The sequence below is a fragment of the Mesocricetibacter intestinalis genome, assembly GCF_004363295.1.
Lineage (GTDB): Bacteria > Pseudomonadota > Gammaproteobacteria > Enterobacterales > Pasteurellaceae > Mesocricetibacter > Mesocricetibacter intestinalis.
The window spans coordinates 22,427-36,469 of record NZ_SNYQ01000003.1 but is presented as its reverse complement, the minus strand read 5'-3'; the positions used below and the strand labels follow the sequence as shown (position 1 = coordinate 36,469).

Annotated in this window: 14 protein-coding genes; all 14 read left to right on the top strand. The window is 46.4% G+C overall.

Going from position 1 to position 14,043, the window contains the following annotated elements; genetic code table 11:
* The 14 genes from EDC45_RS04715 to ybeD all read left to right on the top strand — a co-directional run bounded on the left by EDC45_RS04715 (position 1) and on the right by ybeD (position 13,993).
* Positions 1-513, top strand: coding sequence for a SprT family zinc-dependent metalloprotease (locus tag EDC45_RS04715; protein WP_133543992.1), 513 nt, complete (start codon positions 1-3; stop codon positions 511-513).
* A 79-nt stretch (positions 514-592) separates the two neighbouring features.
* Positions 593-1,138, top strand: a complete 546-nt coding sequence (locus tag EDC45_RS04710; RefSeq protein WP_133543990.1) for an OmpW family outer membrane protein — start codon at positions 593-595, stop codon at positions 1,136-1,138.
* Between the two features lie 159 nt (positions 1,139-1,297).
* The gene (gene htpG, locus EDC45_RS04705; protein ID WP_133543988.1) at positions 1,298-3,184 is read left to right on the top strand and encodes a molecular chaperone HtpG; all 1,887 of its coding nucleotides are present in this window, start codon (positions 1,298-1,300) and stop codon (positions 3,182-3,184) included.
* A gap of 55 nt (positions 3,185-3,239) precedes the next feature.
* Positions 3,240-3,989: a 4'-phosphopantetheinyl transferase family protein gene (locus EDC45_RS04700; RefSeq protein ID WP_133543986.1), complete on the top strand. Its 750-nt coding sequence runs from the start codon at positions 3,240-3,242 to the stop codon at positions 3,987-3,989.
* 51 nt (positions 3,990-4,040) lie between these two features.
* Positions 4,041-4,664 carry an ADP-ribose diphosphatase gene (gene nudF, locus EDC45_RS04695; RefSeq protein WP_133543984.1) on the top strand — a complete coding sequence of 208 codons (624 nt, stop codon included), beginning with the start codon at positions 4,041-4,043 and terminating at the stop codon, positions 4,662-4,664.
* Positions 4,665-4,826: 162 nt separating this feature from the next.
* A complete protein-coding gene (cpdA, locus tag EDC45_RS04690; protein ID WP_133543982.1) occupies positions 4,827-5,660 on the top strand; it encodes a 3',5'-cyclic-AMP phosphodiesterase in 834 nt (277 codons plus the stop codon).
* Between the two features lie 304 nt (positions 5,661-5,964).
* A complete protein-coding gene (miaB, locus tag EDC45_RS04685) occupies positions 5,965-7,389 on the top strand; it encodes a tRNA (N6-isopentenyl adenosine(37)-C2)-methylthiotransferase MiaB (RefSeq protein ID WP_133543980.1) in 1,425 nt (474 codons plus the stop codon).
* Positions 7,390-7,618: 229 nt separating this feature from the next.
* Positions 7,619-7,927: a ribosome silencing factor gene (rsfS, locus tag EDC45_RS10390; RefSeq protein ID WP_208107249.1), complete on the top strand. Its 309-nt coding sequence runs from the start codon at positions 7,619-7,621 to the stop codon at positions 7,925-7,927.
* Positions 7,928-8,395, top strand: coding sequence for a 23S rRNA (pseudouridine(1915)-N(3))-methyltransferase RlmH (gene rlmH / locus EDC45_RS10385; RefSeq protein ID WP_208107248.1), 468 nt, complete (start codon positions 7,928-7,930; stop codon positions 8,393-8,395). It begins immediately after the preceding gene.
* Between the two features lie 38 nt (positions 8,396-8,433).
* On the top strand, positions 8,434-10,395 hold the full coding sequence (gene mrdA / locus EDC45_RS04675) for a penicillin-binding protein 2 (RefSeq protein WP_133543978.1): 1,962 nt from the start codon (positions 8,434-8,436) through the stop codon (positions 10,393-10,395).
* The gene (gene rodA / locus EDC45_RS04670) at positions 10,392-11,510 is read left to right on the top strand and encodes a rod shape-determining protein RodA (protein ID WP_133543976.1); all 1,119 of its coding nucleotides are present in this window, start codon (positions 10,392-10,394) and stop codon (positions 11,508-11,510) included. The genes mrdA and rodA overlap by 4 nt, the downstream gene beginning before the upstream one ends.
* Before the next feature lie 68 nt (positions 11,511-11,578).
* Positions 11,579-12,391, top strand: coding sequence for a septal ring lytic transglycosylase RlpA family protein (locus tag EDC45_RS04665; RefSeq protein ID WP_133543974.1), 813 nt, complete (start codon positions 11,579-11,581; stop codon positions 12,389-12,391).
* 23 nt (positions 12,392-12,414) lie between these two features.
* Positions 12,415-13,602 carry a D-alanyl-D-alanine carboxypeptidase family protein gene (locus EDC45_RS04660; protein WP_133543972.1) on the top strand — a complete coding sequence of 396 codons (1,188 nt, stop codon included), beginning with the start codon at positions 12,415-12,417 and terminating at the stop codon, positions 13,600-13,602.
* Positions 13,603-13,693: 91 nt separating this feature from the next.
* Positions 13,694-13,993, top strand: coding sequence for a DUF493 family protein YbeD (ybeD, locus tag EDC45_RS04655; RefSeq protein WP_133543970.1), 300 nt, complete (start codon positions 13,694-13,696; stop codon positions 13,991-13,993).
* Positions 13,994-14,043 lie beyond the last annotated feature (50 nt).

Below are 14,043 nucleotides of genomic sequence, written 5' to 3'. Positions count from 1 at the left end.
ATGCAGCAGCAAACTCTGTTTCGTCATCTCAATATGCAGGTACAGCGCAAAGTCAATGCTTGTCTGGCGCTGGCCGAAAAGCATTTCCAGCGCACTTTCCCGATACCCGAAATTCATTATAGGGTGCGCGGGCTAAAGGCCGGAGTCGCTTATCTGGAAAAAAATAGCCTGGGTTTTAACCGCACTTTAATGTTGGAAAATAGCGATGAATTTATTACTCAGGTGGTACCGCACGAAGTGGCGCATTTGGTGGTTTATCAGGTCTTCGGCAGGGTTAAACCGCACGGTGAGGAATGGCGCGGCGTTATGGGCGAGCTGTTCGGGTTGACTCCCCATACCTGCCATCGTTTTAATCTGGAAAGCGTACGCGGACAAACCTTCGCTTACCGCTGTAACTGTCGGGTTCATCATCTCAGCTTGCGCCGTCATCATAATATTCAACGTCGGAATATGCGCTATATTTGCCGTGAATGTCAGGGCGAGCTTGTTCCCTGCAGTCCGAATAAGAATTAAAAATGTTGTCTTTTTTCAAAGAATTATGTTATATTCTCGGTGGTTTTTTTCGGTTCAACATGGAAAGAAGGTAACATTTATGAAAAAGACAACATTAGCCGTTTTATTGGGTACGCTTGCGGTTGCCACTAGTGCCAATGCCTTTTGGTATGCGCAGGGGGATTTAGGTTATTCAAAAACCAAATTCAGCGCTTATTCCGCACTTGACGACAGCAAATTCGATCCGCGCATCAGCATCGGTTATGACTTCGGCGGCTGGCGTTTAGCGGCGGATTATACCCATCAGGGCAAATTCGAAGGTAGAGAACAAAGAGAGCATATTTCGGCTAAAATCTACGGCATCGGTTTCTCCGGTATTTATGATTTCAATATGAATTCCGCCTTTAAACCTTATGCGGGAATTCGTATCGCCAATAATATATTTGATATTGAAAACCGCGGTAGAGGTTATTTCAACAGCAAAACCGAAAATAAATTCGGTTACGGCGTACTGGCCGGGGTTCAATACCCGCTGACACAGAACTGGTCTTTAAACGGTAACGTGGAATATAACCGCTTGGGTAAATTCGAAGATACCAAAGTTAATCAGTACGGTGCTAAAGTGGGTATCCGTTACGATTTCTAAACAAACGGAATTACAAACACCAAAGTGCGGTCATTTTGATCGCACTTTTTTTTATTGATTGTTTATTATGCGGATAAATGAATTGCCCGTTGAAATTTTATGATTTATTCCTATATATAAGCCATCTTTATTGAAATTGAACCGAAATAGGAAATTATTATGAGTCAAAATCAAGAAACCCGCGGTTTTCAGTCCGAAGTAAAGCAACTGCTGCAATTAATGATACATTCTCTTTATTCCAATAAAGAGATTTTTTTACGCGAATTAATTTCCAACGCTTCCGATGCGGCGGATAAATTGCGCTTTAAAGCCCTGTCTAATCCGGAATTATATGAAGGCGACGGTGATTTAAAAGTACGTATCAGCTTTGATGAACAGAAAGGCACCTTAACCGTCAGCGATAACGGTATCGGAATGACGCGCGCCCAGGCTATCGATCATCTGGGAACCATCGCTAAATCCGGTACTAAAGAATTTCTTTCTTCTCTCGGTTCCGATCAGGCTAAAGACAGTCAGTTGATCGGACAATTCGGGGTAGGTTTCTATTCCGCCTTTATCGTTGCGGATAAAGTAACGGTTAAAAGCCGTGCCGCCGGAGAAAGCGCAGATAAAGGCGTGCTTTGGGAGTCTGCCGGCGAAGGCGATTACAGCGTAGCGGATATTGAGAAAAAAGAACGAGGCACGGAAATAACCCTGCATCTGCGCGAAGATGAAAAGGAGTTTCTAAATGAATGGCGCCTGCGCGAGATTATCGGGAAATATTCCGATCATATCGGTCTGCCGGTGGAAATCCTCGCCAAAGAATATGATGAAGAAGGTAAAGAAACCGGCATTAAATGGGAAAAAATCAATAAAGCGCAGGCCTTATGGACACGCGCCAAAAATGAAATTTCCGATGAGGAATATAAAGAGTTCTATAAACATTTAAGTCATGATTTTGCCGATCCTTTACTTTGGGCGCATAACAAAGTAGAGGGTAATCAGGAATATACCAGCCTGCTTTACGTTCCCTCAAAAGCACCTTGGGATTTATTTAACCGCGAACACAAACATGGTCTGAAGCTGTATGTGCAGCGCGTGTTTATTATGGACGACGCGGAACAGTTTATGCCGAATTATCTGCGTTTTATGCGTGGTCTTATCGACAGTAACGATCTACCTTTAAACGTATCGCGCGAAATTCTGCAGGATAATAAAGTTACCGCCGCCCTGCGTAAAGCGCTGAGCAAACGTTCGTTACAGATGCTGGAAAAACTGGCGGAGGACGACGGGGAGAAATATCAGCAATTCTGGAACGAATTCGGCTTGGTACTGAAGGAAGGTCCGGCGGAGGATTTTGCCAATAAGGAAAATATCGCTAAATTATTGCGCTTTGCTTCCACCCATAATGACAGTTCGGTGCAAAACGTTTCTTTGCAAGACTATATGGGGCGCATGAAAGAAGGGCAGAAAGCCATTTATTATATTACGGCGGACAGCTATGTAGCGGCTAAAAATTCACCGCACTTGGAATTATTCAATAAAAAAGGCATTGAGGTGCTTCTGCTGTCCGATCGTATCGACGAATGGATGCTCAGTTATCTGACCGAATTTGAGGAGAAGCCTTTACAGACCATCAGCAAGGCGGATCTGGATTTAGGCGAACTGGCGGATAAAGAAGAAGAGGAAAATCAAAAACAACAGGATAAAGCTTTTGAATCCTTTGTGGAACGGGTTAAAACCTTGCTCGGCGAACGGGTGAAAGAGGTTCGTCTGACTCACCGTCTGACCGATACCCCGGCGATTGTTTCCACCGCCGATGACCAAATGACAACGCAAATGGCGAAACTATTCGCCGCGGCGGGTCAAAGCGTACCCGAGGTGAAATATACCTTTGAATTGAACCCGGAACATCCGCTAGTGAAAAAAGCGGCGGATATTAGTGATGAACAGGTATTTGCCGATTGGATTGAGTTATTGCTCGAACAGGCGATGCTTGCCGAGCGGGGCAGTCTGGAGAATCCAACCGCCTTTATTAAGCGCATAAACAGCCTGCTGGCCGGTTAATTGTGCGGATAGCCCTACAAGCTTGTAGGGCTATTTTGTATGAGCAAATACGAAAATGACAACTTTAATCGCCTGGGGCAGCATTCTACAGGACTATCCCGCTATCAATTCATCTTCTCCGCTGGTCGCCGATCGCTTAAATCTTTGCGGCGGCGAAAACGCCAGAGTTGTGCGTCGTCGTCAAAGCAGACGAGTCGCGCATTTTCTGCTTTCGCAACTGATGAAAAAGGCAGGTGAGAACAGCAACCTACTGGATAATATTTATCGCAGTGCAAGCGATCGTCCGCAGCTGCCCATCAGCTATATGGATTTTAATATCAGCCATTCAGGGGATTGGGTTGCGGTGGTGCTCAATATTATCAAACCCGCCGCCTATCAAGAGGGGCAGCCCCATAAGAATGTTGCGGTGGGAATCGACATCGAATCGCCGCAAAAAGAACGAAATTTCAGCGCCCTGCTGAGGCATTTCGCCGCACCGGAAGAAATCGCTTGGTTTGAAGAGCAAGCCAATGCCGAAGCTGCCTTTTATCGTATCTGGTGCCTGCGCGAAGCATTATTGAAATCTCAGGGAGCCGGTATTGCAAAACTCAGCGAGGTTCGGCATAACCCCTTGCAACAGCGAATGTATTCCCGACATTGCCCTATGGGGCGCCAATTATTCAGTGCCGAGTTACCTTTTTATTTTTCCGTTTTTGTTGCCGGCGAAGCCTTATCTAATGCGCATTTTTTTCAATGGCAATCGAACTGTTTGCAGGAAAAAAATTTAAACGCCGGTATTGAATATTTGGTGAATCTGGCGCCATGATATGCCTTGCATAAGCCCTTGGCGTTTAAATAATCATTAATAGGCATAGTTATGCAAGATATAACACAATTTAATCAAAAAGATATTGAAATTCTGGACGAAACCCTGTTATATAACGGGTTTTTCAAAATGAAGAAAATTCGTTTCCGGCATAAGTTGTTCAATGGCGGCATGAGCGGCGAAGTCAGTCGCGAGTTACTGGAAAGAGGCGAAGCGGCGGCGGTTATCGCCTATGATCCCGCTGCAGACAAGGTGATTCTGGTAGAGCAGGTACGAATCGGCGCTTATGACCCGGCTTCCGAACAATCCCCTTGGTTACTGGAACTCATCGCAGGTATGGTAGAAGCGGGCGAAACCCCTCGGGCGGTGGCGATACGTGAAAGCCGTGAAGAGGCGGGGATCCGACTTTCTCGGTTGGAGCCGGTCTTCAGTATCTGGGACAGTCCGGGCGGTAGTCGCGAACGTATTCATCTGTTTGTCGCTCAGGTCGACAGCGGTACGGCTGGCGGGATCCACGGTTTGGCCGGCGAACACGAAGACATTAAGGTTCATGTTCTGGAACGTCGCACTGCCTATCACTGGCTTTGTACGGGAAAAATTAATAATGCTGTTACCCTAATAGGATTGCAGTGGCTACAGCTTAACTACCTTGATTTACAAGCCCGCTGGTGTTAACACAGGCTTTAGGCCCACAGAATGAAATTGTGATCTGTCGGGCATTTTTGAGAAAAACACAATTCTAAAATATGATCGGTTTAACAGTTTTTCGGTTTTTTTGATGCAAATTTTTACGAAAAGTATAAGGTAATCGCAGTTTAATATATTTAGAGGTTTACTGTGGCGGCAAGCACATATATTTTCGATAGCGACAGGGATAAGGTCCGATTGATTCAGGTAACGGATTCACATTTGTTTAAAGACGAAAAGGGAGAGCTACTGGGAATTAACACCCTGGCCAGTTTTGAGCAGGTACTGAGTGAGATCCTGGATAGCGGTTATGAATATGATTTGGTACTGGCTACCGGCGATTTGGTACAGGACAGCAGCGACGAAGGTTATCACCGCTTTTGCCGGAGTATCCGTAAACTGGAGAAAACCGTATTTTGGATTCCGGGCAATCATGATTTCCAACCGAAAATGTTTGATATTTTGAACCGCAGTAATGGCAATATCGAACCCAAAAAACATATTTTGGCGGGCAAACACTGGCAGATTCTAATGCTGGACAGTCAGGTTTTCGGCGTACCTCACGGTCAACTCGGGCAGTATCAAATTGACTGGCTGGAGGCGAAGCTGAGAGATTATCCGGATCGCTATGCCTTGATCGTATTGCATCATCATGTGATTTCTACCAATTCCGCCTGGTTGGATCAGCATAACCTGCGTAATATGCAGGAATTTGCCAATACCCTTTCTCCCTTTCGCCATGTGAAAGGGATTCTGTGCGGGCATATTCATCAGCAGGTGGATGACCAATGGAAAGGCTACCAGATTATGGCCACCCCCTCCACTTGCATTCAATTTAAACCGGACAGTAACGCTTTTAGTCTGGATTTGCTGCAGCCGGGTTGGCGTGAAATTGAATTGCATAATGAGGGAACCATTACAACCCGCGTGCGGCGCATTCAAAAAGCCAGCTTCCTGCCTAATACTCATGAGGAAGGCTATTAAACCGGAGTGGCTCGGAGGCGGTAAACAGAGAAGCTAAACAGTTAAAGTGCGGTATAATTTTCCGCACTTTTTTATTGCCCGCTAAAAACCTTATTAGGCTATTTTTATAAGGCCGGAATTGGCCGGTGATTCTTGTCCGAAAGAAAATCGCCGCCGGTGAAACTAACTCGAAGGGATAAAATCAGGCGAAAATATGCTTTTTAACTGGTCATAATTGGTGCAAATGGGTAAAATAGCCCACTGATTTTTCGGGCGCCCTTTCGAGGCCCCTGCTTTGATTGCAAAGGATTAATAATTAAGCGATATGACACAAAAATTACATATTAAAACCTGGGGCTGTCAGATGAACGAGTATGATTCGTCCAAAATGGCGGATTTGTTGGCCAGTACCCATGGTTTAACCCTTACCGATATTCCTGAAGAAGCGGACGTATTATTGCTCAATACCTGTTCGATTCGGGAAAAAGCCCAGGAGAAAGTTTTCCATCAGTTGGGGCGCTGGAAAGAGCTGAAGAAAAGCAACCCTAATCTGGTTATCGGGGTAGGGGGATGTGTGGCTTCCCAAGAGGGCGAACATATTCGCGAACGCGCTCCCTATGTGGATATTATATTCGGGCCTCAGACATTACATCGTTTACCGGAGATGATTAATCAAATCCGCGGCGGAAAAAGTTCCGTGGTGGATATTAGCTTTCCGGAAATCGAAAAATTCGATCGCCTGCCCGAACCTAAAGCGGAAGGACCGACAGCCTTTGTTTCCATTATGGAAGGCTGTAATAAATATTGCACTTACTGCGTGGTACCCTATACCCGCGGCGAAGAGGTCAGCCGTCCGGTTGACGACGTATTGTTCGAAATCGCTCAGCTGGCGGAACAGGGGGTACGCGAAGTTAATCTGCTCGGTCAGAACGTAAACGCCTATCGCGGCCCGACTTTTGACGGCGGTATCTGCACCTTTGCCGAGTTGCTGCGCCTGGTGGCGGCTATTGACGGTATTGATCGTTTACGTTTTACCACCAGCCACCCGATTGAGTTCAGCGACGATATTATCGAGGTATACCGTGATACGCCGGAACTGGTCAGCTTCTTGCATTTACCGGTACAAAGCGGTTCCGATCGTATTCTGACCATGATGAAACGCGGCCATACTGCATTGGAATATAAATCCATTATCCGCAAGCTGAGAAAGGTACGTCCGGAAATTCAAATTAGTTCGGATTTTATCGTTGGCTTCCCGGGAGAAACGGCGCAGGAATTTGAAGAAACCATGAACCTGATTGCGCAGGTAAATTTCGATATGAGTTTTAGTTTTATCTATTCCGCCCGTCCGGGAACCCCGGCGGCGGATATGCCGGACGATGTCAGCGAGGAAGAGAAAAAACAGCGCTTATATCTGTTACAGCAGCGTATTAATAATCAGGCGGCGCAGTTTAGCCGTGCCATGCTCGGTACCGAACAGCGCGTACTGGTGGAAGGGCCTTCGAAAAAGGACATTATGGAATTAACCGGGCGTACTGAAACTAATCGTATCGTCAATTTCAAAGGCACGCCGGATATGATTGGCAAATTTGTGGATATTAAAATCACCGATGTATGGACTAATTCATTACGCGGCGAAGTGGTGCGTACGGAAGAGCAAATGGGGCTGCGAGTACTGCAGTCGCCGCAAGCGGTAATGTACCGAACCCGTAAGGAAGACGAACTGGGCGTCGGTAAATTTGTCGCCTAGGGGTAAGCAGTAAAAACAAATACCGGATAACTTTTACAGGTCCGGTATTTTTCTTTCCGGAGTTTATTATCGCGGCGAAAAGTGCGGTCAAAAAAAGCAAAGTTTTTATCTGAATTTTACCGATCGGGATAAGGGAGCCGGCGGCGGGGATTTCGGACGGAAAACGGTATTTATTCCGATTTTGCCAATCCCGTGCTAAAATTATGCCCTTTGATTTATAGGAAACGAAATGAATTTAGTCGATTTTATTGTAACTAAACTGGACGATCTAAAAGCCGCGGAAATTCAATGTATTGATGTTCGGGGCAAGTCTTCCGTTACCGAGGATATGATTATCTGTACCGGTACCTCCGGTCGCCATGTCGCGGCGCTGGCACAGAAACTTATTGATGAAAGCAAACAGGCCGGTTTTGAAACCTTCGGGCAGGAAGGAAAGGCGACGGCGGATTGGGTCGTGGTAGATTTCGGTCAGGCTATCGTCCATATTATGCAGCGCGAAAGCCGTGATATGTACCAGCTGGAAAAACTGTGGGCGTAAATGAAGATTCAGTTGATTGCGGTAGGAACAAAAATGCCCGATTGGGTAACGGCGGGATTTGAAGAATATCAGCGCCGTTTTCCAAAGGATATGCCGCTGGAATTAATTGAAATAGCGGCACAGAAACGGGGAAAGAATGCCGATATCAAGCGCATTCTGGACCAGGAAGGCAAAGCCTTGCTCGCCGCTTGCGGTAAGGGCAGGATTGTAACCTTGGATATTCCCGGCAAACCTTGGACGACCCCTCAGCTGGCTCAGCAGCTCGAAGGCTGGAAAAATGACGGGAGAGATCTGTGTTTATTAATCGGCGGGCCGGAAGGGCTGTCCGCACAATGCAAAGCCGCCGCACAGCAAAGTTGGTCGCTGTCGCCGTTGACCTTGCCTCATCCGCTGGTCAGAGTGATAGTGGCGGAGAGCCTGTATCGCGCCTGGTCTTTAACCGCCAACCATCCTTATCACCGCGAATAAGATTGAACGGAGCCGCACATAAGCGAAGAATGCGATAAATGAAGATCAATTTTTTAATCAGATTTTTTGCCGCCCCGAAGCACGAGCCTATCCGCGACAATAAAGCGGAACGCAATCTGTTCGCCCGCCGGGCCTTAATCGCCTTTATCGGTATTCTGGTATTAACCCTTGTTTTATTTACCAATTTATATCATTTGCAGGTTCTCGACTACGATAAATACCAGACCCGTTCCAACGGTAACCGAATTAAGTTGCTACCGGTGCCGCCCACACGCGGATTGATCTATGATCGCAGCGGTAAATTGCTGGCGGAGAATTTGACCCATTTCGGCTTATACATTATTCCGGAAAAAGTGGAAAATTTAGACCGCACTTTCGACGAGCTCAGAGAAATCGTCGGTTTAACCGATGAAGATTTACTGAAGTTTAACAAGGAACGGCGCCGTTCCTCACGCTATACGCCGATTTTATTGAAAGCTGATTTGAGCGAAGAGCAAATCGCCCGTTTTGCGGTGAATCAGTACAGTTTCCCGAGCCTTGACATTCGTCCCTACTTCGAGCGCCATTACCTGTACGGCGAGCCTCTGACGCATATTCTGGGTTATGTGGCGAAAATTAATGATAAAGATGCCGAACGTTTGAAAAAAGAAGAAAAGGAAGCGAATTATGCCGGTACGGCGGATATCGGAAAACTGGGGATTGAACGTTATTATGAAGAGCGCTTGCATGGACGGGCAGGTTATGAACAGGTAGAAATCAATAACCGCGGTAAGGTGATACGTAAGCTGAGCGAACAGCCGCCGGTGGCCGGACAAAGTATTCATCTGACCATTGATTTGGAGCTGCAACTGTTTATTACCGAATTGCTGAACGGGCAGAAAGGGGCTGCCGTCGTGCTGGATCCGCAGGACAGCAGTATTCTGGCGATGGTTTCCAGTCCGAGTTATGATAATAATCTGTTTGTAGGCGGTATTTCCGGTTCCGACTATACCAAACTGCTCAATGATCCTGATCGCCCCTTATACAGCCGAGCAACGCAGGGGGCTTATCCGCCCGCTTCTACGGTGAAGCCTTTTATGGCGGTGGCGGCACTGACCGAAGGGGTAATCACCCAGAGCACCAGCATATTCGATCCGGGGTATTGGATGTTGCCGAACAGCACTAAGCGCTTTCGCGATTGGAAGAAAAGCGGCCATGGTAATACGGATTTACAAAAAGCTATTACCGAATCCTCCGATACCTTTTTTTACCAGGTTGCCTACAAAATGGGAATAGATCGCATGGCGGAATGGATGAAGCGCTTCGGTTTTGGGATGCCGACCGGCATTGATTTGCATGAAGAAACCGCAGGGATTATGCCTACCAGAGAATGGAAGCAAAAGAAATATAAAAAGCCCTGGGTGATCGGCGATACCATTCCCGTCGGAATCGGGCAGGGGTATTGGATTGCCACTCCGCTGCAACTGGCCAAGGCTACGGCGGTGCTGATCAATAACGGTAAGGTTAATACGCCGCACCTGATGAAAGAAATGCACGGCGCCGATATTGAGTATTATCATGATCCATTGTTGTATGAGGATATTCGCGAACCTAAGAAAGAATACTGGGAAGCGGCGAAGCGGGGAATGTATAACGTCATTAATTCGGCGGCCGGTACCGGACGTAAGGCTTTTGCCGGTGCCGCCTATGATGCGGCGGGGAAATCCGGTACGGCGCAGGTTTTCAGTCTGAAAGAAAATCAGACCTATAATGCCGGTCAGTTAAGAAAAGAATTGCACGATCATGCTTGGTTTACCGCTTATGCGCCTTATCAGCAGCCGAAAGTCGTAGTGGCGATTATTTTGGAAAACGCCGGCGGCGGTTCCAGTAATGCCGCACCGGTAGTGCGCCGGATTATGGATTATTATCTGAATCAGCGCCTGCCTAAATTAACCGCCGCGGCGCAGGAAAAGGTAGATGAATCAGCGGCGGAGCCGGAAAGACAGGATATAACGGAATGACAGAAAAAAAGTCTTTACTTTCTAATTTATGGCCGCGCCTGCATCTGGATTTTTGGTTGTTGCTCGGACTTATTCTGATTTCAGGCTACGGCTTAATCGTATTATACAGTGCCGCCGGCGGCAGCGAAGTCATGTTTCGCAATCGTCTGATCCAAGTGATATTAGGCTTTATCGTCATGATTGTGATGGCGCAGTTTCCGCCGCGCTTTTATCAGAAAGTCGCTCCTTATTTGTTTATCGCCGGTATTATTATGCTAATTCTGGTTGATATGATCGGGGCGACCAGTAAAGGCGCTCAACGCTGGCTGGATCTCGGGGTTTTGCGTTTTCAGCCTTCGGAAATCGTTAAACTGGCGGTACCGCTGATGGTTGCGGTATATTTGGGGAACCGCAGTATGCCCTCGAAAATTTCGGAAACCTTAATCGCCTTGCTGATTATTATCTTTCCCACATTGTTAGTGGCGATTCAGCCGGATCTGGGCACCTCAATTTTAGTTAGTGCTTCGGGGATATTTGTTGTATTCTTGGCGGGCATGAGCTGGTGGCTGATTTTATCCGCATTGGTCGGCTTGGCGGCATTTATTCCGATTATGTGGCTTTATCTGATGCATGATTATCAGCGTATGCGTGTATTAATGCTGTTGGACCCGGAAAAGGATCCGCTCGGGGCGGGATATCATATTCTGCAGTCTAAGATTGCCATAGGTTCCGGCGGATTATGGGGCAAAGGCTGGATGCTGGGGACGCAGTCGCAGCTGGAGTTTTTGCCCGAGCCGCATACGGATTTTATTTTTGCGGTATTAAGCGAAGAGTACGGCATGGTGGGAATCGCCCTGCTTATGATGTTGTATTTCTTTATTATTGTGCGCGGTTTGATTATAGGAGCAAAGGCTCAGACTGCATTCGGGCGTATCCTGGTCGGCGCACTGACCCTAATCTTTTTTGTTTACATTTTTGTAAACATTGGTATGGTAAGCGGTATTCTGCCGGTTGTCGGCGTACCTTTACCTTTAATCAGTTATGGCGGAACTTCTTTCGTTTCACTTATGGCCGGGTTCGGACTGATTATGTCCGTGCATACGCATAAGCGCACCCTTTATCATAAAGGGAACTAATTTCAAATTTGATATTCTTATGATAAGTATTATTTAAGATGAGTTAGGAAAACCAGAGTTACACTATTATGAAATTTAAAACGTTCTTAGCGTTGTTGACGTTACTGGTGAGTTTTTTTAGCCAGGCAGAAACGCACAAACAATACGGTATTAACGGTCCGAAGCTGACTTATCAGGGGACGGTAACCAAATCAACCAGCTATGTGGTGAAAGGAAAATCCTATACCACCAAAACCCATAAACATGGAAAACATTATTCCAAGGAAGGTGCGGCAAGTTATTACCACAGCAGGTTTAACGGTCGCCGTACCGCCAGCGGTGAGAAATATGACGCTTCCGCTTTTACCGCGGCACATAAAACCTTGCCTTTAGGTTCCTATGCGCTGATTACCAATCTGGCCAATAATAAAAAAGTGATTGTACGAATTAATGATCGCGGCCCCTTTGCCAAAACTCGGATTATGGATTTATCTCGTGCGGCGGCAAGTGAAATCGGCATGATTCGCGCCGGGGTGGGCCAGGTCAGAGTGGAGGCGCTGCATGTGGATCGCAACGGCGCTATTTCCGGCGCCGCCGCACCGGCATTGGCAAAGGCGGCGAGAACCGATGCCGCTCAGAAGCGTATTCTGACCTCATCCTTAACGGATAAGAGCATGCCTTACAGTATGCGCATCGTAAATGTGGAAACAGAAAAACAAGCGAATGAATTACAGCAAAAGCTGGTACAAAATAAAGATATAAAAAGTAAAATTAAACGGAACGGCAATAAATTTGAACTTCATTTTGAAAATCTGGCGACAAAATCGGATGTTAATCAGTTAAAAATAGCATTGAGTAAACTCGACAGAAAACAACAGCTTATTGTCTATACTTATCATTAATGACTTAAATAAAGGATGCTTAGATGTTACCTAAAGCAATTAAAAAGAGCGTAATTGCCGGGTTGGCTTTCGCTTTATCCCTCCCTTTCACTGCTTTCGGCGAGGAAACTCCCTTTAATCTTGCGCCGCCACAACTGAACGCGCAAACCTTTATTCTGATGGATTATAATTCGGGAGCGGTATTAGCCGCTTTAAATCCGGATCAGCGCCAGTACCCCGCTTCTTTGACTAAAATGATGACCAGCTATGTTATCGGCGACGCTATTAAACAGGGGCGTATCCGTACCACGGATAAGGTTACCATCACCGATAGTGCTTGGGGCAGAAATTTCCCTGATTCCTCGAAAATGTTCCTGAATCTCAATCAGCAGGTTTCAGTGGCCGATTTAAACCGTGGCATTATTATTGTGTCCGGTAATGACGCCTGTGTGGCGATGGCGGAACACCTATCCGGCAGCACGCAGAATTTTATTGATACGATGAATAAATATGTTGCCCAATTCGGTTTGAAAAATACCCATTTCACCACGGTGCATGGTCTGGACGATGCGAATCAGTATTCATCGGCACGGGATATGGCGATTATCGGCGCACATATTATCCGGGACTTGCCGGAAGAATATAAAATTTATGCGGAAAAGGAATTTACCTTTAATAAAATTAAGCAACAGAACCGTAACGGCCTACTTTGGGACAAAAGTATGAATGTGGACGGTATGAAAACCGGACATACCAGCCAAGCGGGGTATAATTTAGTCGCCTCCGCCACCAATGCCGATAATATGCGCCTGATTTCGGTGGTCATGGGGGTTTCCAGTTTTAAAGGACGGGAAATCGAAAGTAAAAAATTACTCCAATGGGGCTTTAATAACTTCGATACTTTTAAAACCATTGAAGGCGGTAAAGCGGTATCCAATCAGACTGTCTATTACGGCAGCAGCGGTGAAGTACCGCTCGGTGTGTTGCAGGACGCATTTATTACCGTACCTAAAGGGCGGAATGCGGATGTGAAAGCGCGCTTCCAGTTAGATGATAAGTACCTGTATGCCCCTTTAACTAAAGGGCAAAAGGTCGGTAAAGTGATTTATCAGTTGGACGGTAAGGATATTGCGGCGGTAAATCTACAGGTAATGCAGGATGTAGAAGAAGGCGGCATATTCGGAAAAGCTTGGGACTGGCTGGTATTGACGGTAAAAAGCTTATTCGATTGATCAAGGGCTGCAGCCGAGGTTGAAATCCTAAAAATCTGACCGCACTTTGTGAAAAGTGCGGTAATTTTTTCAATAATTTTAGGGAATAATAATGACAGAAATTAAAACCATGAACTTAACCGATATTCCGCAAAAACAATTAAAGGATTTGCTGGAATTTCCTTGTCCCTTTACCTTTAAGGTCGTCGGAAAAAATCGTCCCGGTCTGGTGGAAGATACCCTCGTGGTTATTCAGCGTTATGCGCCGGGTGATTATAATCCGCGTGAACATATCAGCAGCAAGGGAACCTATAATTCCGTTTCGGTGGATATTATTGCGGAAAATATTGAGCAGGTGGAAACCCTTTATGTGGAGCTGGCCAAAATCGAAGGGGTCAGAATGGTACTGTAAGCCTTTCGGGCGCAGATAAAATTCGATTCGCGCGGCTTTCCCGCTGCATA